23 protein-coding genes and 1 tRNA gene are annotated in these 22,496 nt (G+C 67.1%); 12 read left to right on the forward strand and 12 right to left on the reverse strand.

Annotated features, from left to right (window positions below; translation table 11 throughout):
* The first annotated feature begins 507 nt into the window (after window positions 1-507).
* The 3 genes from DIZ26_RS37895 to DIZ26_RS16580 all read left to right on the forward strand — a co-directional run bounded on the left by DIZ26_RS37895 (window position 508) and on the right by DIZ26_RS16580 (window position 2,920).
* Entirely contained in the window at window positions 508-1,152 is a 645-nt protein-coding gene (locus DIZ26_RS37895; RefSeq protein ID WP_198676136.1) for a hypothetical protein, read from the forward strand.
* Complete coding sequence (locus DIZ26_RS16575; protein WP_112242265.1) at window positions 1,153-1,929, forward strand: GNAT family N-acetyltransferase; 777 nt, start codon at window positions 1,153-1,155, stop codon at window positions 1,927-1,929. It begins immediately after the preceding gene.
* Between the two features lie 82 nt (window positions 1,930-2,011).
* Entirely contained in the window at window positions 2,012-2,920 is a 909-nt protein-coding gene (locus tag DIZ26_RS16580; RefSeq protein ID WP_157979738.1) for an SDR family oxidoreductase, read from the forward strand.
* Here the strand turns inward: DIZ26_RS16580 and DIZ26_RS37905 are convergent.
* Window positions 2,908-4,224, reverse strand: a complete 1,317-nt coding sequence (locus DIZ26_RS37905; protein WP_232828446.1) for a GNAT family N-acetyltransferase — start codon at window positions 4,222-4,224, stop codon at window positions 2,908-2,910. The genes DIZ26_RS16580 and DIZ26_RS37905 overlap by 13 nt on opposite strands.
* Before the next feature lie 49 nt (window positions 4,225-4,273).
* Complete coding sequence (locus DIZ26_RS16590) at window positions 4,274-5,791, reverse strand: phospholipase D family protein (protein ID WP_112242271.1); 1,518 nt, start codon at window positions 5,789-5,791, stop codon at window positions 4,274-4,276.
* A 52-nt stretch (window positions 5,792-5,843) separates the two neighbouring features.
* Between DIZ26_RS16590 and DIZ26_RS16595 the strand changes: the two genes are divergently transcribed.
* The gene (locus tag DIZ26_RS16595) at window positions 5,844-6,623 is read left to right on the forward strand and encodes a hypothetical protein (RefSeq protein ID WP_112242273.1); all 780 of its coding nucleotides are present in this window, start codon (window positions 5,844-5,846) and stop codon (window positions 6,621-6,623) included.
* Here the strand turns inward: DIZ26_RS16595 and DIZ26_RS16600 are convergent.
* Both DIZ26_RS16600 and DIZ26_RS16605 read right to left on the reverse strand, forming a co-directional pair.
* Entirely contained in the window at window positions 6,610-7,968 is a 1,359-nt protein-coding gene (locus DIZ26_RS16600) for an FAD-binding oxidoreductase (RefSeq protein ID WP_112242274.1), read from the reverse strand. The genes DIZ26_RS16595 and DIZ26_RS16600 overlap by 14 nt on opposite strands.
* Window positions 7,969-8,043: 75 nt before the next feature.
* Window positions 8,044-8,778, reverse strand: coding sequence for an SDR family oxidoreductase (locus tag DIZ26_RS16605; RefSeq protein WP_112242276.1), 735 nt, complete (start codon window positions 8,776-8,778; stop codon window positions 8,044-8,046).
* A gap of 78 nt (window positions 8,779-8,856) precedes the next feature.
* On the opposite strand from DIZ26_RS16605, the gene DIZ26_RS16610 reads away from it, so the two are divergent.
* A complete protein-coding gene (locus DIZ26_RS16610; protein ID WP_232828392.1) occupies window positions 8,857-9,474 on the forward strand; it encodes a TetR/AcrR family transcriptional regulator in 618 nt (205 codons plus the stop codon).
* 9 nt (window positions 9,475-9,483) lie between these two features.
* A complete protein-coding gene (locus DIZ26_RS16615; RefSeq protein ID WP_112242280.1) occupies window positions 9,484-10,725 on the forward strand; it encodes a lactate racemase domain-containing protein in 1,242 nt (413 codons plus the stop codon).
* On the opposite strand, the gene DIZ26_RS16620 is transcribed toward DIZ26_RS16615, so the two are convergent.
* Window positions 10,726-11,202 carry a hypothetical protein gene (locus DIZ26_RS16620; protein WP_112242282.1) on the reverse strand — a complete coding sequence of 159 codons (477 nt, stop codon included), beginning with the start codon at window positions 11,200-11,202 and terminating at the stop codon, window positions 10,726-10,728.
* Between the two features lie 83 nt (window positions 11,203-11,285).
* Here DIZ26_RS16620 and DIZ26_RS16625 point away from each other — a divergent pair, with 83 nt between their 5' ends.
* Window positions 11,286-12,743, forward strand: a complete 1,458-nt coding sequence (locus DIZ26_RS16625) for a flavin-containing monooxygenase (protein WP_112242284.1) — start codon at window positions 11,286-11,288, stop codon at window positions 12,741-12,743.
* Between the two features lie 672 nt (window positions 12,744-13,415).
* Here DIZ26_RS16625 and DIZ26_RS16630 read toward each other — a convergent pair.
* Entirely contained in the window at window positions 13,416-14,789 is a 1,374-nt protein-coding gene (locus DIZ26_RS16630) for a cystathionine beta-synthase (RefSeq protein ID WP_112242286.1), read from the reverse strand.
* 77 nt (window positions 14,790-14,866) lie between these two features.
* On the opposite strand from DIZ26_RS16630, the gene DIZ26_RS16635 reads away from it, so the two are divergent.
* Window positions 14,867-15,916: an SGNH/GDSL hydrolase family protein gene (locus tag DIZ26_RS16635; RefSeq protein ID WP_112242288.1), complete on the forward strand. Its 1,050-nt coding sequence runs from the start codon at window positions 14,867-14,869 to the stop codon at window positions 15,914-15,916.
* A gap of 582 nt (window positions 15,917-16,498) precedes the next feature.
* Window positions 16,499-16,729, forward strand: a complete 231-nt coding sequence (locus tag DIZ26_RS16640) for a DUF4287 domain-containing protein (RefSeq protein ID WP_112242290.1) — start codon at window positions 16,499-16,501, stop codon at window positions 16,727-16,729.
* A 277-nt stretch (window positions 16,730-17,006) separates the two neighbouring features.
* On the opposite strand, the gene DIZ26_RS16645 is transcribed toward DIZ26_RS16640, so the two are convergent.
* The 3 genes from DIZ26_RS16645 to DIZ26_RS16655 all read right to left on the reverse strand — a co-directional run bounded on the left by DIZ26_RS16645 (window position 17,007) and on the right by DIZ26_RS16655 (window position 19,506).
* On the reverse strand, window positions 17,007-17,846 hold the full coding sequence (locus tag DIZ26_RS16645) for a Bax inhibitor-1/YccA family protein (RefSeq protein ID WP_112242292.1): 840 nt from the start codon (window positions 17,844-17,846) through the stop codon (window positions 17,007-17,009).
* Window positions 17,847-17,998: 152 nt separating this feature from the next.
* Window positions 17,999-18,421, reverse strand: a complete 423-nt coding sequence (locus DIZ26_RS16650) for a hypothetical protein (protein ID WP_157979739.1) — start codon at window positions 18,419-18,421, stop codon at window positions 17,999-18,001.
* 326 nt (window positions 18,422-18,747) lie between these two features.
* The gene (locus DIZ26_RS16655) at window positions 18,748-19,506 is read right to left on the reverse strand and encodes a DUF4118 domain-containing protein (protein ID WP_232828393.1); all 759 of its coding nucleotides are present in this window, start codon (window positions 19,504-19,506) and stop codon (window positions 18,748-18,750) included.
* 78 nt (window positions 19,507-19,584) lie between these two features.
* On the opposite strand from DIZ26_RS16655, the gene DIZ26_RS16660 reads away from it, so the two are divergent.
* The 3 genes from DIZ26_RS16660 to DIZ26_RS16670 all read left to right on the forward strand — a co-directional run bounded on the left by DIZ26_RS16660 (window position 19,585) and on the right by DIZ26_RS16670 (window position 21,121).
* Window positions 19,585-20,079, forward strand: coding sequence for a DinB family protein (locus tag DIZ26_RS16660; RefSeq protein ID WP_112242296.1), 495 nt, complete (start codon window positions 19,585-19,587; stop codon window positions 20,077-20,079).
* A gap of 139 nt (window positions 20,080-20,218) precedes the next feature.
* Window positions 20,219-20,701, forward strand: coding sequence for a peptidase inhibitor family I36 protein (locus tag DIZ26_RS16665; protein WP_112242298.1), 483 nt, complete (start codon window positions 20,219-20,221; stop codon window positions 20,699-20,701).
* Window positions 20,702-20,902: 201 nt separating this feature from the next.
* Complete coding sequence (locus DIZ26_RS16670) at window positions 20,903-21,121, forward strand: NUDIX hydrolase (RefSeq protein ID WP_112242300.1); 219 nt, start codon at window positions 20,903-20,905, stop codon at window positions 21,119-21,121.
* Window positions 21,122-21,259: 138 nt separating this feature from the next.
* Here DIZ26_RS16670 and DIZ26_RS16675 read toward each other — a convergent pair.
* The 3 genes from DIZ26_RS16675 to DIZ26_RS16685 form a co-directional block, all read right to left on the reverse strand.
* Window positions 21,260-21,342 (reverse strand) — tRNA-Leu (locus DIZ26_RS16675).
* 37 nt (window positions 21,343-21,379) lie between these two features.
* A complete protein-coding gene (locus DIZ26_RS16680; protein ID WP_232828394.1) occupies window positions 21,380-21,940 on the reverse strand; it encodes a peptide deformylase in 561 nt (186 codons plus the stop codon).
* Entirely contained in the window at window positions 21,937-22,443 is a 507-nt protein-coding gene (locus DIZ26_RS16685; RefSeq protein ID WP_112242302.1) for a glycine cleavage system protein R, read from the reverse strand. Before DIZ26_RS16685 ends, DIZ26_RS16680 begins: the two co-directional genes overlap by 4 nt.
* Window positions 22,444-22,496 lie beyond the last annotated feature (53 nt).

The following is a 22,496-nucleotide window of genomic DNA, read 5'->3' on the forward strand; positions in this document are numbered from 1 at the left end:
AAGTGAGCCGGGCCCGGGCAGTGCCGCCTATGAGATAACGACATGGGCTCAATCCAAAAAGTAGTGACGGAACTGTCCCACGCCCATTGCTGAGGACCACCGCTTAGCCACACTGCCCGATTCGGACGCCTTTGCAAAGGCGCCTGAATCGGGCAGTGTTGGCGTGCCGATTCCCTCCGCGTCAATGCGGTCCTGTTAGCCACATTGAATTCCTGCGTTGTCGGCGAAACCTAATGGGTGAGAAGCGGACTACTCTGATGCGCGATGGTCGTGGCGCTTTTCTGGAGCGGGCGGCCGGGTTGAGCAGCCGACGCAGGAGGCGTGAAGCGGGATCGGCCGAGAGACAGCAGTACAGCCAGCCCCGCGACCAGGTGCAGCATCGCAATTCAGCCGCGACGTAGGAGCGGCGTACCGGGGTGGGTGGGGCGAGCGGCCGACGGAGGAGGCGCGAAGGGGGTGGGCGTGTGGGGCAGACTTTGGGTATGGCGTTGAGTGGTGGGATCAGTTGTGAGTTATGAGTTGGCGGTGTGGGAAGGGGATGTGCCCTTCGACGACAAGGCTGCGGCGGAGGAGTTCGAGCGGTTGTATGAGCGGTACTTCGTGGAGTCGCCGCGGCGGGCGCATCCGGTGATTCGGGGGTATGTCGAGGAGCTGGTGGAGAGGTGGCCGGAGGGGGAAGGTGGGCCTTGGGTGAGCGCGCCGTTGATCGACAGTGCGTCTGGGCCGATCGTGTATTTCTCGATGGTTTACGGCCGTGCCGACGAGGTGTCCGAAGGGGCCGCTCAGCTCGCAGCGGAGTACGGTCTGGTTTGCTTCGACGCCAACCGCAGCACCCTTCGCGGCGCGATCGAAGGCCTCACGATCACCACGCCGAGCGGGCGGGCAGCGTTGCCGGCGCTCTGGTTCCCGTTCGTGCTCAGCGAGCTACGGCAACCAGGCGGTTTCATCGCCGTCAACCAGAGCAATACCTCGGCGAAAGCTCGCAACGACGACGGCACCCTCACCCTCGAGTATCACGAGAAGAAGCAGCGCTTCCAGGCCGAGGACGTCCCGCTCGACCAGATCGCCGACGCCCTGTCGCAGTGGGCGTCCGGTCAGCGTCAGTTCATCGCTCGGCACACCTGGCACCGCCTGACACCAGAGGAGCCGTAAGTGGACGAACAACAAGTACTCAAGGCCGCGAGCGACTGGGTCTGGATCCCGCCGGACGCGCAGGACTTCATCGAGGACGACTACCGGCTCACCATCTATCCCGATCGCACCAGCGTCCAGTGGTCCGCCACCGACAGCCCACTCACCGAGCTCATCGCCGAGGTCCGCGAACGCGCGAGCGGCACCAATCCCGTACTGCGTTGGTGGGTGAACGGCCGCACCAAACCGGACGACACCGCCGACATCCTCAAGGACCACGGCTTCGAGCTGGTCGAGACGGTCGAGGTGCTGGCGCGAGAGCTGACCAGCATCGAAGACCTCGAAGCCGCCATCAGTCCGCCGAGCGAAATCGACGTCCGCCCGGCCGACACCGCGGATCTCCTTTACCAGGCCGGCCAGATCGACGCCGAGGTGTTCGACTGGCCGCCGCCCACTCCGGCGCAGCTCCAGCAGGAGAGCGACACGGCCGCCAAGGCCAAGGACTCCCCCGACACCGGCCGCTTTCTCGCCTACCTTCACAACCAGCCGGTCGGAGCTGCAGGCTTCACCATGACAGACGGCGTACTACGTCTCTGGGGCGGCGCCGTTCTCAAGAGTGCTCGCGGTCGCGGTGCCTACCGGGCGCTGTTGGCAGCACGCTGCGCCCAAGGCATCCGCAAAGGCGCCGCCTTCGCCCTGGTCAAAGGCAGAACCGGGACCTCGGCACCGATCCTGCGCCGAGCCGGTTTCACCGCGTACGGCATCGAACAGTGCTACCAGCAACAGCTCCATAACTGACCAAACACCCCGTGGCCCTAGCTAAAAAGCCTCGCGAGGACGAGCATCGACCTGAAGCGTCCAGACGGGGTGGGTGATCGAGATGTTGTTGGTTGTCGGCGGCACCGGTGAGCTGGGCGGACGCGTCGTCCGCCTGCTCCGCGAGCAACAACACGAAGTCCGCTGCCTGGTCCGCGCAACGACCGACGCCTCCGAGCTCCAAGGCATGGGTGCGCAGGTGGTTCGTGGCGACCTCACCGATCCAGCAAGTCTGAAAGCGGCCTGCGAGGGGATCAGCACGGTCGTGGCGACCGCGACTGTCATCGCCAGGCGCCTGGCCGGAGTACGGAAGCCGTCGATCAAGGAAGCCGACGAGGTCGGTATGGCGAGCCTGATCGACGCGGCCGAGCAGACCGGCGTACGGCGGTTCGTCTACATCTCCTTTCCTGGTGTCGATGCCGCTACCGGTACGCCGCTGGAGCACGCCAAGCTCGCGACCGAGAAGCGACTGGAAAGGTCGACCCTGCAACGAGTCGTGGTCAGAGCGGACGCCTTCCAGGAGGTACACCTGGCGCCGATCGGCCGGTTCGATCTGGCGGCGGGCAAGGTCGCGATCATCGGCAAGGGCGATACGAAGCAGCGGTGGATCAGCCAGGACGACGTCGCCGAACTGCTGGCAGCCGTAGCGGTCGAAGCAGATCCGCCCGCCCTGATCGTTGTCGGCGGCCCCGAGGCCATCAGCAAGAACGAGGCCGTCGCCATCGCGGAAGGCTTCCTCCATCGCCGGTTGAAGGTGCAGCGGATGCCCAGACCGGTCGCCCGGCTCGCGATCCGGCTGCTCCGCGGCCCCAACGACGCGCTCGCCTCGGTCTTCGGCGCAGGTCTGCTCCAGGACCTGCACGCAGGCGACTGGGACGACGAAGCCCTGCTCCAGCGCGGCATCAAGCCACAGTCCGCCAGCACCTACCTCCGCGATCAGGCCCGGCTGCTCGCGGAGGCTCAGGAAGCCTGATCAGCCAGACGCAAGGTGATGAACGGGATGGTGTCCCCAGGGAGCACATAGCGCTCGAACTCGACGAAGCCGTGGGACTCGGCAAAAGCAAGCCCCTCCACGTTCGAAGCCAGCACGATCGTTTCGATCGCGGAGCCGAGAGCCCGCGCACGAGCCAGCCCGCGCCGGTACAGCTCCTCTCCGAACCCCTGTCGCCGGTACGCCGGAAGGATCCGCGCGATCACCGTGACGGCCGACGTTTCGGCCGACGGCGGACGAACGGTCGAGCAACCGACCAAGTCCTCGCCGGAGTACGCAACCTCGAGCACGTTCCGCCCCACCCGCTCGCGCACATCGTCCAGCGACAACGGATCGGTCGGGATGATCTCGTTGTGCACAAGCTGCCAGTCGCGCATCAGCGCCTCGCTGTCCACCCGCTCGATCCGCAGCTTCGGCCGCGGAACAGCACCGAAGTCGGCCAGCACTTCATCGATCACGTACTGCGCGTTCGCCGCGATCCCCTTGTTCGTGTCGCGGTAATACGGCAACTGGATCAAAGCCATCGACAAAGCCCGCCCGCGGCCGCGATTCCAGGCATCCTCATCGACTGCCAACGCCTCGCGAAACACGGCGCGCGCCGAGCCGGTCAGCAGATTCCACGCCGGAATCAGATCGCACGCGGGATCGCCCATTCCAGCAGTAGCGAAATCCAGTACTGCGGCCAGCCGACCGTCCCTGACCAATAGATTCGACGGCATCAGATCGCCATGCACCCAGCACTCCGACGAGGCAGGAGCAGCGGCCAGCGCGGACTCCCAGACAGCCGTCGCCGTGTCGGTGTCGATCCACCCCGCCAACTTCTCCAAGGCATCGCGGGTCTCGGCGTCCTGGGTGGTCAACGGCCCACCGCGATGAGCCGCCGGCCCACCAGCGAAGTCGATTCGTCGGAACGCCTGCACGAAGGAGGCCAGATCCGCAGCGAGCACCTCATCACCGGCCGCAGGTACTGCACCGGGGATCCACCGCTGCACCGACCAGATCCACGGATATCCCTCCCCCGGCTCCCCGCGCCCCACCGGCGCCGGAATCTCGACCGGCAGCACATCCGCCAGCCGTGGCAGCCACTCCCACTCGGCCGCGATGTCCGCCACGCCGCCGGCGATCCGCGGCAACCTGACGGTCAGCGAGTCGCCCAGCCGGTACATCGCGTTCACGGTGCCGCTCGACGGGATCTCGCTCACCGGCAGCCCGGCCCATTGCGGGAACTGGGCCGCAATCAACCGCAGTACAAGGGTTTCGTCGATCTCGGCCTCGTCGGCGTGCATCTTCACGCCACCATCCCACCGCGGACCGACCCTCGCTGTCGAACCGGTTTCAGAACTCGTCCCGCCGCCGCATCGCCCGGGGGCGGCCGTCCGGATCGTAGACGTGATCACTCATGAACCGCGACCACACAGCCGCCAGACCTCGCACCCGCACCGGCCGATGCCGCCGGACCTGGCCAGGCGGCCGGGCGCCGACCCGCCCCGCAGCGTGCCAACCGTCCAAGGCCGCCGCGGCCTTGGCCCACTGCGCGAAACCCTCCACCGGATCCAGCACCGGCTCGACCCCAAGATGCTCGGCCCAGAGCTCCGACCGCAAAGAACGCGCGAGTCCCTCCCCGACCACCGCACAGGTCAGCTCGCTGTCGTTCGTCCACGATCGCCGATTGAAGTTGTCGGATCCACAGGTGAACCACTCGTCGTCCACCACACAAACCTTCGCGTGCACGTAGATCGGCACCCCCTCGGCGTTCTCGAGGTTGTAGACGGCAACCCGGTCAGGCGCCACAGCCCGCATCGCGTCGATCGCCTGCAACTGCGCATAGCGAGCCGGCGGACCCGTAACGCGCCCATCGGAATCCGGATAGCGCGGCACCACAGCGATCACCCGCAACTCGGGCGCCCGCTCCAACGCAGTACAGATGCCCTCAGCAACAACCGACGACCACAAGTACTGATCCTCGATGTAGATCAACCGCTCTGCACGCTCGAAAGCCTTCCGGTAGGCCCTGGCAATGCTGTACTCACCATGCGGCGCAAAAGGGAATCCCGGATGCTTGTGGCCGTACGTCCGCAACACCTGTACTGCGTGCCGTCCGGCCGCCGGCGGATCCGGAAACGACTCCGGCAGCTTCGACGGATGCCGCGGCATCCGCGCCTTGCGCTGGACCAGCACCCGGTACGGCGTCCGTCGGTCGAGTGGATGCGGATCGTCCCAGCGCTCGATGAACGTTCGCAGCAGATCGCCGACCACGGGGCCGCGGATCTCCAGCGCGACGTCGTGCCAAGGCGTCCGGTTGCCGTACCGACGGTCCATCGGCGCCTGCTGCGGATCGCCCAGATGCCGGTGGTCGTCGCGTCGCTGGTGACTCAGGTCGATCCCGCCGACGAACGCCACATCCTTCTCGCCCGCGTTCCGGTGCCGGATCACGAACAGCTTCTGGTGATGCGACGCCAGCCGCCGGACTCGCTGGTCGAGCAGGATCTCGGCGCCGGCCTCGTTCAGCTCGGTGCCGAGCATCTGGTTCTCCTGCGCGTTGAACGACAGGTGATCCGAATGCGACCGCCACAGCAGACCCCGTACTTCGACGCCCGAGCGGGCGAGGTCGCACAGCACCGTGCCGACCGTGGGGCCGTCCGGGTACAGCGCCTCGTCGGCATCCCCTCGCCAGTCGGTGAAGTACACCCGATCGCCGGCCTTCAGCGCGCACAGTTCGTCGTACAAGCGCTGGAAGTAGACGGCACCGTGGATGAGCGGGCGGACCAGATTCCCGTCGCTCCATGAGCCGTCGCGATCGATGTCGGTCGCGGGATTGCCACGCTCTTGCGGAGTCAGGAACCAGTCGCTCACCCCGGACGAGTACCCGCCTCACGCCGTTTGGAACAAATGAGAGGGTGGACGAATGGATCGGGTACGGCGCAGAGCCGGGTGGTTGCTGACAGTGGGCCTGCTCGCGCTGACCGGGTGGACCACGGTGGTGGGTTCCCTGATGCCGAACTGGTTCGATGCGACCGAGGACTGCGCAAAGCGCTTCGAACGGCCCGACAGCCACGGGATCCGGGTGGCGACCCACTGGTTCCCGCCGACCGCGAGCTGTGACTTCGGCGGCGGAGATGTCCGGCACTTCATCTCGCCGCTCACGACCGTCCTGCTGACCGTCACCATGCTGCTCATCGCGGCAACCACCGCTACCGGCCTGTACTTCGCCGGCCGCCGCTTCTTCGAGCCGGACGACGTCGTCCGCTCCGCCGAAGGCGTCGACCTGAAGGCGCGCCTGGTCGCCCAGCTGTCCAGCGGCGCGGTCCTCTTCGTCCTGGCGATCGCCGCCTACACCGGGGCGAGTGCTTTCGCGATCATTCTCGGCGGCGCTTCGGGCGGGATCGTTTTCGGCCTTGTCGGCTTGATCATGGTCGCCGGGTTGGGAGCCGGCCTGGATCGCCAGGTCGGCCCGCTGCCGAGCGCCCCGCTCCAGTCGCGACGCCGGGGTGCGGCGGCCGGGCTGATCACCTTCATCGTCACTTTCATGGTGACGGCAGCGGCCGGGCGGATGCCGTTCTTCCGGATCTGGGCCGCTCCGCTCAGCGCCGTGATCTACGCCGTCGTCGTACTGGTCCAGTGGTCGCGACATCGGGCGGCGACCACCGACCGGGGCGAGCGCGATCGGCGAGCTAGCCCGGTCTGATGTTCTGGTTCAACCTGAAGACGTTGTCCGGATCGAACTCGGTCTTCACCCGGGCCAGCCGGTCGTAGTTGTCCTTGCCGAAGCCGGCCACCACGCGATCGTGGCCCTCGTCACCGATGAAGTTGAGGTAGACCGCGCCCGTCGAGTACGGCGCGAGGTCGGCGCAGACGTTCTTCGCCCAGGCGATCCCGTCGGCGTCGTCGGCCGGGTCGGACCACACGCCGTACGACTGGACCACCCAGGGGGCGCTGCGGTGCGGTAGCGGCCACTTGTCGGCGTACCGGGCCACGGCGCCGCCCCATGGGCAAACGAGCTGTTGAGAGGTCATCGGCGATGGCATGTCGGCCGCCCGGGCGCCGAAGAGGTCAACGGCTTCGTCGGGCCAGGACGCGAGGTGCTCGGCCGACCAGTAGTTGCGGAATCCTGGTGGATCGTCGAGCGCCGACTGCACTTCGGCGTACGGGAGTTCGGCGAGCATCATGCCGTCGGGGGCGAGCTCGAGTACCGGCGCCAACGCCGTACGCAGCTCTGCGCCGGAGCCGGTGAAGGTCGCGGTCACGCCGACGGCCGCCTTGCCCTGCAGGGCCGGCGGTACGAAGTCCCGGCGTGGAGCGGCGGCGTAGAACACGCTGCCGCCGAGTTCGTCCGGCGCGCCCTGCTCGAAGAGGTCACGGTAGGCCCGCATCACGGTCGGACCGGCGTCCGCGGGCCAGAAGAGTCTCGCAAGCGTCATCCCGGGGAGCGGATGCAGCCTCAGGGTCAATGCGGTGGCCACACCGAAGTTGCCGCCACCACCGTGCAGCGCCCAGAACAGCTCCCGGTTCTTTGTCTCGTCGGCGATGACCAACTCGCCGTCGGCGGTGATCAACTCCACCGAGACCAGGCTGTCGCAAGCCAGCCCGAACTTCCGCTCCAGCCACCCAGACCCGCCACCGAGAGTCAGCCCGGCGACACCCGTCGACGAGACTCGCCCGCCCGTCGTCGCCATCGAGTACGACCACGCGGCGCGGTCGAGATCGGCCCAGGTCGCACCACCTCCGACGCGGGCGATCCGGGCGTCGGGATCGAGCTGGACGTTCCGCATCTTGCGCAGATCGATGACCAGACCGCCATCGGTCACCCCGGTCCCGGCGACGCTGTGTCCGGCACCCCGGACGGCGATCTCGAGCCCCTGCCGTACGCCGAACCGGACGGCCGCAGCGACATCGGCGGCCGACTCACACTGCGCGATCAAAGCGGGCCGCTTGTCGATCATGGCGTTGAACACCGCCCGGGCCCCGTCGTACCCGGAGTCACCCGGCCGCAACAACACCCCGCCGAACCCCTCCACCGGCCGCCCAGCCATCGCCACTCCCCCTCGCCCGCCCACCCCCAGGTGACAGACCAGATGCTGCCGCCCACCCGAGTTCCGGTCAACGGCTCAGAGCCGGGAGCCACCGGTCGCATCGACGACCTGGCCACTGACCCAGCGCGCGTCGTCGGAGGCAAGGAAGGCGACCACATCGGCGATGTCACCCGGTTGCCCGACCCGTCCGAACACCGAGTACGACGCTGCCTGCCGGGCGGCTTCGGGATCTTCGAGCCAGTCGTTCATCTCCGTCTCGATGATGCCGGGGGCAACAGAGTTGACGGTGATGCCGCGCGGCCCGAGTTCCTTGGCGAGGGCCAGCGTCAGCGTGTTCAACGCACCCTTGGTCATCGCGTACGGCGCGTCTTCGGGGAACGCGATTCTCGTAACCCCCGAGCTGATGTTGACGATCCGGCCGCCGTCGCGCAATCGCCGTACGCCCTGCTGGATCAGGAAGAACGGCGCCTTCACGTTCACCGCGACGATCTGGTCGAACCACTCGGGCGTGACCTCGGCCAGCGGCTGCTGCCTGGTGATGCCGGCGTTGTTCACCAAGATGTCCAGCCCGTCGGCCTCATGATCGAAGGCCGCCCACAATGTCTCGACCGCATCGGCCGCGGCCAGATCCGCCTGTACTGCGAACGCGTCGCCACCGGCTGCGCGGATGTCGTCCACGGTCTGCTTCGCGGCCGTCTCATTGTTGCCGTAGTGCACAGCCACCCGGGTGCCGTCGGCAGCCAACCGCACCGCGATCGCCCGGCCGATCCCTCTGCTGCCGCCGGTCACCAACGCTGTCTTGTCCCGCAAGACCTAGTCCTTTCTCTAGCGATCACTACAGAAAGGACGGTAGCAGGGTTTTGTAGTGGCCGCTATAGAATGTCTGTCATGACGGCGCAGCGCGGACGGCCGCGCTCCTTCGATCGGCAGGCGGCTCTCGAGCGGGCGGCGCTGGCGTTCTGGGAGCACGGGTACGAGACGACTTCGATCAGCGATCTGACGACTGCTTTAGGGATCGGCGCGCCCAGCCTGTACGCGGCCTTCGGGGACAAGCGGCAGTTGTTCTACGAGGCGGTGGCGAGTTATCAGGCGACTCACGGCTCGTTCACGGCCCGCGCTATGGCTGAGGAGCCGACCGCTCGGGATGCGATCGTGCGGATCCTGCGCGAGGCGGCCACGGAGTACACCTCACCTGACCATCCGCGCGGCTGCCTCGTGATCAGCGCGGCGCAGAACTGCTCGCCCGCCTCGGCTGATGTGGCGAAAGCGCTGCGTGACACGCGGAACAAGAACCTCCGACTACTGGAGGATCGCATCCGTTCGGATGTCGACTCCGGAATTCTGCCGGGCGACACCGACGCTCACGGGCTGGCGTTGTTCGCCGCCGCCACGACCCAGGGGATGTCCCAGCAGGCCCGGGACGGTGCGGGGCGAGAAGATCTTGAGGCGATCGCCGAGGCGGCCGTTCGCGCCTTGCCGCAGTCTTCGGCAACCGCTTGCCGTTAGGCTGGGGGGATGACTGTCACCGATGCGCAGGCCGCCGCAGTACTTGGCGGGCCCGGGCAGCTGCTCTCCGACGAGGACGTCGTTGCGTTCATCCACGAGCAGCTGGCCGGTGCCGGGCTCGACGGTCGCAGTGTCTGTGTGATCGTCCCCGATGCGACGCGGAGTTGCCCACTTCCCCTGCTGCTGCGCGCGGTTGACGACGCCTTGACCGGCAGGGTCTCCAGACTGACCGTGTTGGTTGCCCTAGGCACCCATGCGGAGATGTCGGCGGAGGAGCTGCGGGTCCACCTCGGCGGCGAGTACGCCGTACTGAACCATGAATGGTGGAAGCCGGAGACCTTCGTCGAACTCGGCACGATCAGCGCGGACAAGGTCGCGGAGATCTCGGGTGGCCTGCTGCACGAGAGCGTTCCGGTCCGGCTCAATCGGGCGGTCGTCGAACACGATGTCGCGCTGGTCGTCGGCCCGGTCTTCCCGCACGAAGTGGTCGGCTTCTCGGGCGGCAACAAATACTTCTTCCCGGGCGTCGCCGGGCAAGAGGTGATCGACCTGTCGCACTGGCTCGGCGCGTTGATCACCAGCGCCGACATCATCGGTACGCCGGGCATCACGCCGGTGCGCGCCTTGATCAACGAGGCGGCCGCGCTGATCCCCGCCGAGAAACTCGCGCTGTCGGTGGTGGCCCAATCGGGCACGAACGCCTTGAACGCGGTCGCTTTCGGCGACACCGCCTCCTCTTGGCGAGCAGCCGCTGCCGTCTCCGCCGAGACCCACGTGCGCTACCTGGAGGAGCCCGTACGCCGGGTGGTCTCCCTGATGCCGCCCCGCTACCAGGACATCTGGACGGCCGCGAAGGGCTTCTACAAGGTCGAGCCGATCGTCGCCGACGGCGGCGAGGTGATCCTCTACGCGCCCCACGTCACCCAACTCGCCGCGATGCACCCCGAGATCGAGCAGATCGGCTACCACTGCCGCGACTACTTCCTCGGCCAGTGGGACCAGTTCCGCGACCTCCACTGGGGCGTGCTGGCCCACTCCACCCACCTCCGCGGCGCCGGCACCTGGGACCCCCTCACCGGCGAACACTGCCGCCTCACCGTCACCCTCGCCACCGCCATCCCCGAACCCACCGTCCGAGCCGCCAACCTCAACTACCTCAACCCCGCAGACCTCGACCTCACCCTGTACGAGAACGACCCCACCACCCTGGTCCTCCCCAACGCCGGCGAAATCCTGCACCGGCTGAAATGACTACCGGAGCTGCAGGTCCCACGGCCCGCCGTGCACGTTGACAGTCAAGTCCAGACCGAGAAACGTGAACGGCTGGATGGCGTGCACTTGGTAGTCCCCGGGCAGCAGCACCGCTTGGGTCTCGCAGGCGACGAGGTTGAGGATCGACGAGTAGGCGTGAGCACCGCCGGGCTGGATCGCGTACGTCGTACCAACTGGTCGCACGCCGCCCGCACCCGCGACAACCACACCGTCCTTGGTGATCGCCATTCGAGCGCCGCTGCGATAGGTCGCGAGGCGAACTACCGCGCCCGTGAGGTTCTTCAGCGACATCTCTATCGGCATGACCACCTGCTGGCCAATCCGAAGTTGGCTGGGCAGCGACGCATCGAGTTGAAGCTCGCCGGTATTCCGCTCTGGGTCGATGCGGGAGCCGCAGGTGCCGAACCTGGCGAGCAGCAACTGCCGTGCCCTGTCGTCGGACGCCTGATCGCTCATCGACACCTCTCCCGCGGTATCACCACCCTCTTCTCCATCGAACCGGCTGACAAGGAGGTGACTCGCTAGTAGCGTTCGCGTGCATGGGGCAGAGCGAGGTTGTCATCGTGGGGTCGGGGATCGCCGGGTTGTGTATGGGGATCAAGCTCCGGCAGGCCGGGTGTGAGGACTTCGTCATTCTCGAGAAAGCCGATGAACTCGGCGGCACGTGGCGGGACAACACGTATCCGGGGTGCGCGTGCGACATCCCGTCGTACCTCTACTCGTTCTCGTTCGAGCCGAACCCGCACTGGACCAGGATGTTCGCCCCCTGGAACGAGATCCTTGCGTACTTGAAGCACTGCGCGGAGAAGTACGGCATCGCCGACAAGATCCGGTACGGCGCGGAGGTGACCGAAGCCGCCTTCGACGAGACCACCGGGCGCTGGACCGTCACCGTCAACGGCGACGAGACGATCGACACGCAGGCGCTGGTAGCCGGAGTCGGCAGCCTGCATCTGCCGAAGTTCCCCGAGATTCCCGGCCTCGATTCCTTCACCGGTACGACGTTCCACTCCTCGCAGTGGGACCACGAGCACGACTTCACCGGTCGCCGCGTCGCCGTTATCGGCACGGGCGCCTCGGCCATCCAGTTCGTCCCGCGGATCGCCGAACAGGTCGCCCACCTCGATCTCTACCAGCGCTCCGCCCCGTGGATCACCCCGAAGCCCGACCGCGCGATCGGCCCGCGGGAACGCGCCCTGCACGAACGGTTCCCGGTCGGCCAACGCCTGATCCGCAACGTCATCTACTGGGGTCTCGAAGGCCGCGGCGCGGGCCTGGCCGGCAACCCGAAGCTGATCAAAGGCCTCGAACTCCAGGCCAAACGCCACCTCCACAAGCAGGTGCCGGACCCCGTACTCCGGGCGAAGGTGACCCCGGATTACCAGATCGGCTGCAAGCGGATCCTCATTTCGAACGACTACTACCCGGCGATCGCCCGCGACAACGTCGACGTGATCACCACCGGCATCAGCCGGGTCACGCCGACCGGGGTCGTGACCGCCGACGGGGTCGAGCACCCGTGCGACACGATCGTGTTCGGCACCGGCTTCGAGGTGTCCGGCAACCTGACCAAAATCCGCATCCTCGGCAAGGACGGCGTCGATCTCGCCGACACCTGGAAGCAGGACGGCATCGGCGCCCACCTCGGCATCACGGTCGCCGGCTACCCGAACCTCTTCCTGCTGACCGGCCCGAACACCGGCCAGGGCCACTCCTCGGTGGTGTTCATGGTCGAGGCCCAGGTGCGGTACGTCATGCAGGCTCTCGACCTGCTCCGGCGCCGCGGCGCGACGTACGTCGAGGTCCGGGACGAGGTCCAGCAAAGGTTCGTCAGCACCGTCCAGGAGGAGCTCCGCGGGACGGTCTGGCAGTCCGGCTGCAACAGCTGGTACCTCGACGCCCAGGGCCGCAACTCGACCATCTGGCCCGACTTCACCTTCACCTACTGGCGCAGAACCCGCCGCCTGAACCCAGCCGACTTCGTCCTGGTCCACTGACTCCCGTACTGCGAACTCAGGAACGCCCGTACTGCGAACTCAGGCGGCCCGGGGTTGGCGTCGGGGTTGTCCCGGGCGACCGGAGGATGAGCGGCCGCCTGCCCGGCTACGACCATGGGATGAGCCGAAGACCGGTCTTCAGGCCGATGTGATCCGGGCCGGCCGACGGCACTCTTGAGGCATGAACCTGATCCAGATCCTCAGCGCGGTCGCCATCGTCGCCGGCGTACTCGTCACGGCCCTGATCGCGATCGTGCCGTCCGTCGTCGACCGCTGACCCCACCCCGAACCCCGACGTCCGGCCCACTGGCGCCCGGAGCCGACGTCCGGAACAGGAACGTCCGCAGAGTCCGTTCCCCCTGGCTCTGCGGACGTTGTGCATTTAATTGCTTTAAGCAACAGAAGTAGTAGGCCAGGGCAACGATCTACGATCGCGGGAGGACGCCGGAACCGATCCGGGGACCGATGTCCGGACGCCATCGCCGAAGGACTCTTGAAGTATGGAAATCCTTCAGATCCTTGGTACAGCAGGCATCGTGCTCGGCATCCTCGTCACGATCCTGATCGCCATCGTCCCCACCGTCGTCGACCGCTGACCAGCGCCGCGCTGCTTGCCGACCGCCGGCGGTCGCCTCACCGGTCGCGTCGCCGGTCGCTGGTCCCGCCGACGATTCAGTCGATCGAGAGGTGGGCGAGCAGGTCCTGGCGGGTGAGTACGCCGACCGGCTTGCCGTCGTCCAGCACCATCAGCGCGTCGCGACCCTCGAGCAGCTCGACCGCCTTCGCGACCGGTTCCCCCGCGCCGAGAGACGGCAGCGCCGGGTCCATGTGCATCTCGACCATGTCGGCCAGCCGCGCCTGGCCGGAGTACAGGGCGTCCATCAGCGTCCGCTCCGACACCGCCCCGGCCACCTCGGCCGCCATCACCGGCGGCTCCGCCCGGACGACGGGTACCTGCGATACGCCGTACTCGCGGAGGATCTCGATCGCCTCGGCGATCGTCTCGTGCGGGTGGGTGTGCACCAGCGGCGGCATGCTGCCGTCCTTGCCGGCCAGCACCTGGCCGAGCGTCGTCCCCTGCCGCGCGTGCGCGAGGAACCCGTACTGCGCGAGCCAGTCGTCGTTGAACACCTTGGTCAGGTAGCCACGGCCGCCGTCGGGCAGCAGCACCACGATCACGGCGTCGGGGTCATCGAGCTCCTTGGCCAGCCGGATCGCCGCGGCCGCCGCCATCCCGGCCGAACCGCCGACCAGCATCGCCTCTTCACGCGCCAGCCGCCGGGTGACCGCGAACGACTCCGCGTCGGAGACCTCGATGATCCGGTCACAGATCGTCTTGTCGTACGTCTCGGGCCAGAAGTCCTCGCCGACACCCTCGACCAGGTACGGCCGGCCGGAGCCGCCGGAGTACACGGATCCCTCCGGGTCGGCGCCGATGATCTGGACGCGACCGCCGGAGACCTCCTTGAGGTACTTGCCGGTGCCGCTGATCGTGCCGCCGGTGCCGACGCCCGCGACGAAGTGGGTGATCTTGCCCTCGGTCTGTTCCCAGAGCTCGGGGCCGGTCGACTCGTAGTGCGAGATCGGGTTGTTCACGTTGGCGTACTGGTTCGGCTTCCAGGCGCCTTCGATCTCCCGGACGAGCCGGTCGGAGACGTTGTAGTACGAGTCGGGGTGCTCCGGCGCGACCGCGGTCGGGCAGACGACCACCTCGGCGCCGTACGCCTTGAGCACGTTGCGCTTGTCCTCACTGACCTTGTCCGGGCAGACGAAGACGCACTTGTAGCCCTTCGCCTGGGCCACCATCGCCAGCCCGACGCCGGTGTTGCCGGAGGTCGGCTCGACGATCGTGCCGCCCGGCTTGAGCTCGCCGGCTGCCTCGGCCGCCTCGATCATCCGGACCGCGATCCGGTCCTTCACCGAGCCGCCGGGGTTGAAGTACTCGACTTTGGCGAGCACGAGCGGCTTGGCGCCGTCGGTCGTCTTCGTCAGCCGCACGAGCGGGGTGTTACCGACCAGGTCCAGGAGTGAGTTCACATAGCGCACGAATCTCACTGTATGGGACAGCGCGTCGTTCCCCTATTTTCGCTTGCTTCGAGATCACAGCGTGTAATCCTTGACCTATGAGCAAGCGGGGTGGTGGGGCGAAGGATTCAGGACGAGTCCGGGCCGCGAAGCGGCTGGCCCAGGCCGCAGCGCTCGGAGGCGGAGGCCTCGGCCTCATCGGAGCCATGCTGTACGGCGTACTGAGCGCGGAAGCCGAGTATGCCAAGCGTCTGATCGGCCCGATGCGGTACTACCCCACCCGCGGTGACGGCTTGTACGGCCGCTACTCAGGGCACCCGATCACGCTGGCGATGATCGGCGACTCGAGCGCCGCCGGGTATGGCACCTCGTCGCCGGACGAGACCCCCGGCGTACTGCTGGCGAGCGGCCTCGCCGAGCTGGCGAAACGACCGGTCCGGCTGGTCGACGTGTCCAAGACGGGCGCGAAGTCGATCGACCTCGCCGGCCAGGTGGACTCCGCTCTGCAGGCCGGCCCGCACGTGGCCGCGATCCTGATCGGCGTCAACGACGTGAAGGCCCAAGTGCCGCCGTCCCAATCGGTCCGCCAGCTCGACCTCGCCGTACGCCGGTTGCGCGCCGCCAACTGTGAGGTCGTCGTCGGCACCTGCCCTGATCTGGGTGTCGTCCGGCCGATCATGCCGCCGCTGCGCCAGGTGGCGCGCACGTGGAGCCAGCGACTGGCCGCGGCCCAGACGATCGCGGTCGTCGAGGCCGGCGGACGGACCGTCTCGATGGGCTCACTTCTCAGCGAGGCCTTCCGGACGAATCCGTCGATGTGGGGACCGGACAACTTCCACCCCTCGGTGACGGGCTACGCAGCCGCCTCGGCCGCGCTGCTGCCGTCGGTCGCCGCTGCGGTCGGCGTCGGCATCGAGTCCTTCACGCATCCGGAGTCGTTCCGCGGCGAGGCAGTGCTGCCGATCGCCGAAGCCGCAGTACAGGCTGCCCGCACAGCCGGCACCGAGGTCGCGGCAGCCCAGGTAGCCGGCAACGAACGCGGCCCCCGAGGCCGCTGGGTCCAACTCCGCCACCGCCGCCGCCACCCCAAACCCGAAGTAGCCCGAATCGAAGAACCCGACGGCACCCCCATCCCGGTCGGCAACTAACCCCCGCGGTGAAACGCCTGCGTGGTGCGGGTTCCTGCGCCTGACCTCACCCCTGCCACCCGCCTCGGCCCGTGAAACGCCTACCTGGTGGGAGATAGAGCGTCCCCAGCACCTCGCCTCCCCTCACCCGAGCCACCGGCCTCGACCCGCGAAACCTGCTGGAAGATCGTGCGTCCCCACTACCCCCGCCTTCCCTCACCCCCGCCATCCGCCTCGGGCAGAGAAGTCCTGCCTGTTGGGGGATAGTGCGTCCTACTACCCCTCGCCCTCCCTCACCCCCCCGCCACCCGCTTCGGGCCGTGAACGCCTGCCTGTTGGGAGATCGTGCGTCCTACTACCCCTCGCCCTCCCTCACCCCCCCGCCACCCGCTTCGGGCCGTGAACGCCTGCCTGTTGGGAGATCGTGCGTCCTACTACCCCTCGCCTTCCCTCACCCCCGCCCCCCGCTTCGGGCCGAGAAACCCTGCCTGTTGGGAGATAGAGCGTCCGCTGAGCGATGACTTTCATGAAGAGGGGCTTGATTGCGGCGTTGTCGTGGTGCACAGTCGATAACTACGCGATACCCGCTGACGGGAGGCGAAGATGGGCTTGAACCACTCCGAGGAGACGCACCAACGTCTGGTGGAGAAGGTGCCCCAGTGCACCGGGCGTGAGATGACAGAGTGGTTCAAACTGATGAACGACGGACCGTCGTTCCTGCGTTTCGACGACAGGGTGAGATGGCTTTCCAGCGAGTACGCCCTCGCTCACGGGCACGCCACAGCCATCGTCCACGAATACGACCTGGTCAAAGCGCACCGGCGAATGGGCTGACGAGCCGAACAGGAGTCGAACTTTCACGAAGGCCTGCCCTTTCAGGTGGAGGGGCAGGCCTTCGCTGTTCCCGCCAGACCGCCCGCTGTCCCCCGCCAGACCGCTCGACCATCCGCCCGCCGTACCGGACAGACCACTCGACCATCCGCCCGCCGTACCGGACAGACCGCTCGACCATCCGTCCGCCGTAACCGACAGAACGGCCGGACGGCAGAAGGGGCCGACCCTCCGGCTGGAGGATCGGCCCCTTCAGTGCCTGTGAATCAGTGCCGCTCGATCAGTTCCCGCGCAGGATGGCGAGGATCCGCAGCAGGTTCCAGTACAACCAGACCAGCGTGACGGTCAGACCGAACGCGGCCCGCCACGCCTCGTTCTGCGGGGCTCCGGCGCGCACACCCTGCTCGATCATGTCGAAGTCGAGGATCAGGTTGAACACCGCCAGCCCGGCACCGATCGCCGCGAACAGCAGGCCCATCGCGCCCATCCCGGCGATCCCGGTACCGATGCCGAACAGGCTCAGCACCAGGTTGATCAGCACCACGCCGGCGAAGCCCATCGTCGCGACGACGACCATCCGGGTGAACCGCGGCGTGACCTTGATGTTGAAGTACTTGTACGTCGCGAGCGTCAGCCCCGCCGTCACCATCGTGGCCAGCACGGCCTGTACGACGATGGTCGGGTCGCCGACCCAGTTAGCGATGAACTTGCTGCCGATTCCGAGGAACGCGCCCTCGAGCACGGCGTACACCATCACCAGCGCAGGGTTGACCTTGCGCGAGAAGGACAACACCATCCCGATCACGAAGGCACCCAGCAGACCGGCAAGGAACACCGGCGTGACCAGGCTGGTCGGGACCATCCACCACGACACCGCGGCGGCCGCGACGACCACACCCAGTGTCACGGCGGTCTTCACGATGACGTCGTCCAAGGTCATGGGTCGGCTGGCCGCCGGCGCGCCCTGGTACTGCTGCGGGGGCATACCGGGTCCGCCGTACTGGCCGGGCTGACCGTAGGGACCCGGTTGACCGTACGGAGCCGCCCCGGGGTAAGCCTGGCCTTGGCCAGGCGCAAACGCACTCGACCGGTTCAGGACCGGGTTACTGCTCCTCTGCATGTCATCCTCCTGATGACCCAACTGTCGACCCGCTGTGGGCCGTGGACCCGATACTACGGTCCCACCCTTAACAACGCCTGAGGATCAGCTAGGTGTTCCCCAACCGGAACCCGCCCCACGCAAACGGTTGCGCACGCCAACCAACTGGGTGCTCACCCCGCTTTTTCCACCCACTCCAACCGCTCCGGCGGCAGCGGCGGAGCCCCCAGATACAGCCACCCGAACCCCCGCGCCCACTCCCGGCTCCCCGCCAATTGCCGAAGCGCCGTCCGGAACCCCTCAGCCCCCATCAGCTCCGCCAGCCGCCGATCCACGCGCCGCATGAACCGCCGGTTCCAGACCGCCTCGTACCCGCTCCAAACCACCGGAATCGCCACCACAGTCACCGCGATCGCGACCGCCGCGCCCAGCAGGAAGTTCAGCAAGATCCCCATCGCCACGATCGGCACCCCGACGATCACCGGCAACACCGCCCGATGCTGCCGCAACCCCAGCTGCGCCATCACGTACTCCTGCAAAAACACCAGATCCAGCACCTCCCCCGGCAACGCAGCCCCCTCAGGCGTCACATACATCAACACCCCATCCGAACTCCGCGGCACCAGTACGATGTACCGCCCATCATCATCCGACTGCGCCCTGACCACCTTCGGCACCGGAAACCCAGCCCGAAACGCCATCCCCACAGCCCGCTGCTCAACCTCGTCATCCACCACCGGCCAAGCATGACGGTCCGCACCTCACCCGGCCACCAGCTCCGGCGCGTCAACGCGCGATGCTGCCTTACCCCGTGGTTTTGACCAGCCACTTGCAGGTTGCTGCGGAACCGGAGCAGCGCCGTACTTGTATGGGCAAGTACGGCGCCGGGGCCAGCCAGAGGTGGTTCTTCCGGGCGGCCGGTTCAGGAGGTTGCGGGCTGGCCGGCGAGGGCGGCGCCTATCTGGTCGGCCAGGGCTACGGCGATCAGGCGTTGTTCGAGGTCGGGGCGGGTGATTCTGGCGGCTGCGGTGAGGAGGAAGCGGCCTCTCGGCGTACCGGCGTGTTGGACGACCAGTTCGATCTCGGCATTGGTGGGTAGCCCGTCTCGCTCGACCTTCAGCACCTGACCGCCTCGCGAGACGGAACCGTCATGGTTCAGCTGCGGCGCATGCGGTCGCTTGTCGCCGGCAACGAAACGCGCGCGATCGATCCGCAGTACTGCGACCAGCTCGGCCTCCACTTGCTCGATCAGGTCCTTCACCGAGGCGCCTTGCGCGGCCGCGTGGGATGCGGTCAGAACTCCGTCCAGGTAACCCTTCTGGCGACTCGCCCGAGCTTGTTGCCGACGGCCCCAGATCGCGATCTCGGTGACTGCGACACCGATCACGACGAGCAGAATCGTGGCCTCGATGTCGGCGCCGTCGTCGATGGTGAGCCGGTTGTACGGAGCGGTGAGGAAGAAGTCGAACCACACCGCACTTGAGACAGCAGCGACAACTCCAGCCGGCCTGATCCCGAACGACGCGACAGCGACGATCAGCAGCACCAGCAACAACGCCGCATTGGCGTTGTCGAAACTGTTCCGGAACGGGCTCAGCACTGCGCAGACCACCAGCGGACCCAGTACGGCGCCGGTCAACACCTCGTTGCGGTAGGTAGTCACCTCCCCATTGATGCGCACGACCGCCGCACTTTCAACGCTTCCGCCGCAACTCGGCACGCCTCCTCAAGACCGGCCGATCGCCGTACGTTGTCTCCCATGGACGAACGAGTGCGACCGCCGGAAAGCGCGGACGAGCGGGCGACCTTGAGCGGGATGCTCGATTTTCTGCGCCAGACCGTGGTGCACAAGGTCTCCGGCCTCACCGACGAGCAAGCTTTCGCGCGACCGATCGGGACCACCGACCTCACCGCGGCCGGCTTGGTGAAGCACCTGACCGGCGTCGAACGCTTCTGGTTCGCCATCGACTTCGCCGCGCAGGAGGTGAACTGGCCGTGGACCGACGAGAACCCCCATGGCAACTTCCAACCGGACCCCGACGACACCCTCAACGCGATCGTCACCGCCTACCAGGCTGAATGCGCTCGCTCCCGCGCCATCACCGCCGCCCACTCCCTGGATGCCGCGGCCAAATCCCCCGGAATGGCCTTCACCCTCCGGTACGCCGTCACTCACCTGATCGAGGAAACGGCCCGCCACCTCGGCCACCTGGACCTCCTCCGAGAAGCCACCGACGGCCAAACCGGCGAATAACCCTCAGCCAGCTGAATTTTAACGAAACACACGCTGCCAACGAATGACAGAACCTGGAATTTCTGCGTGACTGGTTGACGGACGGTGGTCCTTCGCGCACTATCTGTTTCTAGTATCCGCCCCTCGCTAGGAGTCAGTCATGACTAAAACCCGAATTACCTTGGCCCTCGTCGCCGCTTCGGCTGCGGCATTCACCATCAGCCTTTCCCCGGCCTCCGCGACATCCGGAGCAGCATCCACCGGCACCGCCCAGTTGACCCAGAAACTTGCCGCCCAAGGCGGCCAGCTGAGCGCCGACGGCCGCTGGATGCGGATGCCCGGCGGCGTCGACGTGTCGATGTCCCCGGCCGTCTTCGGCGACTGCCCGTCCGGCTGGGTCTGCCTGTGGCAGGACGGCGGCTACTCGGGCCGAATGCTCAAGTGGAGTTCGTCCGGTACGTCGATCGCGCACCTCAGCGACTACGGATTCAACGACGAGATGTCCTCCTGGGCGAACCGCGGCTCCCACCTGGCCCGCTGGTGGACCGACGCCGATTTCAACGGCACCCACCACGACATGCCCGCCGGCAGCACCGCAGCCCACGGCGGCGGCGACACCGCCAGCTCCCTCAAGATTTACTGAACCCACCCGCACCGAATTCCCCAAATGAATTAAACTCCCGCGCCACACTAATTCAGTAACCCGCAACGGCTCAGCTGGCACCCCAGCTGAGCCATTGCCACATTCCCTATTGTCAAACACAAAAGCCGGACTGAAACCAGCGATTCCCCACGCCCCTAACCAGGTCCGGACCTCGGCAAATCAGCGCCACTCCTAGCAGGAATGTTCCGACGGACAGGACATACGCCCTCTCAGCGCCCACATTCGCACCTGGCTGAGCGTGGCGACCACTCGAACACCGACACACCTCCTGTCCGTCGGTACACCCGCACCCACCGGCGGGCTTGCCGACGCCAGAGGCACGACCGCCCGGAGTACTGGACCCTCCCAAGCGGCGGCATCGAACCCGGCGAAGACCCCACCGACGCCATCCAGCGATAGGGCCTCGAAGAAGTAGGCCCGGCGGCAGGCGCCGAACGCAACCACAGCGAGCGGCGATGGAGGAGGCGCGGAATCGGGTGGGTGGGAGTAGGCGGCGGAGGAGCTTGCGTGGGGGATGCTCGTCGTCGTACCAAGTTGTGCCCGGGACGGGATTCGAACCCGTACAACCTTTCGGTTTGCGAGGTTTAAGCTCGCTGCGTCTGCCGTTCCGCCACCCGGGCTTGGGTCAGGGGATGACGATACAAGGAATCGGGGTGGCTAGAGGTAGACCTTGCGGGGGTAGAGGGCGTGGGCGCCTGCTACTCGGTCCAGGAAGAGCTTGCCGGAGCAGTGGTCGAGTTCGTGTTGGATGGCTCGGGCTTCGAAGGCGTCGGTGGTGAGGGTGACGGAGTCCGTCGTACCGGGGATGACACCCTGGACCGTCAAGCGTGTGGCTCGTTTGACGTCGCCGGTGAGGTCGGGGACGGACATGCAGCCTTCGCGGGCCTTTTCCTGGCGGGAGGCCTCGACGACGACGGCGTTGCAGAGGACGAAGACGCCGTGGCAGGTGCGCGTTTTCGGGTGCCCTGTCACGTCCAGAGCGAACATCTGCGCCGCGACGCCCACCTGAGGTGCCGCGAGCCCTACGCAGCCGGGCGATACGCGCATCGTGGCGACCAGATCGGCGGCCAGGGCGACCATCACCGGGTCAAGCGGATCCACCTCGGCTCCCAACAGCGCAAGGACCGGGTGCGGCGCGCGGATCACCTCCAGTACGTCGCCCACCAGGCCGAGCTGGGCGGGGCTCCAGCTGGCCACCAGCTCGTTCAGATGAGTCACAGGTCGTCGCTCTCGGCCGGACGCAAGGTGACGCCGACGCCGAGCTCCTCCGCGGTGATCTCCAGGGCGCGCTGCAGCAACTCCAGATCCGCCGCAGCGGGGATCTCCACCTCCGCAGTCAGGACATAGAGCGCCCCGCTGAGCCGCGTGGTCAGGTCGGTGATGGTCCCGCCGACAGTTGCGATCATCCGGGTGACCGCCGAGACGATCCCGGGCCGGTCGGCGCCATGCACGCTGAGCATGTACGGCGCGCCGATCGGGGCGTGCGTCTGCTCCGGACCCATCTCGCGGACCGTGATCACCAGTTCCCCGCGCAGCGGCTCCACCGCCTCCTTGACCGCTTCGAATTCGCCCGAGCAGACGATCATCATCGCGAAGTGCCCGCGCAGCAGCGTCATCGAGGAGTCCTCGAGGTTCACGCCGGTCCCGGCGAGGGCCTCGGTGACGTCGGCGATGATGCCCGGGCGGTCCGGGCCGATGACGGTGACTGCGAGCTGACTCATGGCGCAGAACCTACCTGGCCGAAAGTCTCGACCTGCCGCGACTTCGGTATCCG

This window comes from Kribbella monticola (genome assembly GCF_003261635.1).
Lineage (GTDB): Bacteria > Actinomycetota > Actinomycetes > Propionibacteriales > Kribbellaceae > Kribbella > Kribbella monticola.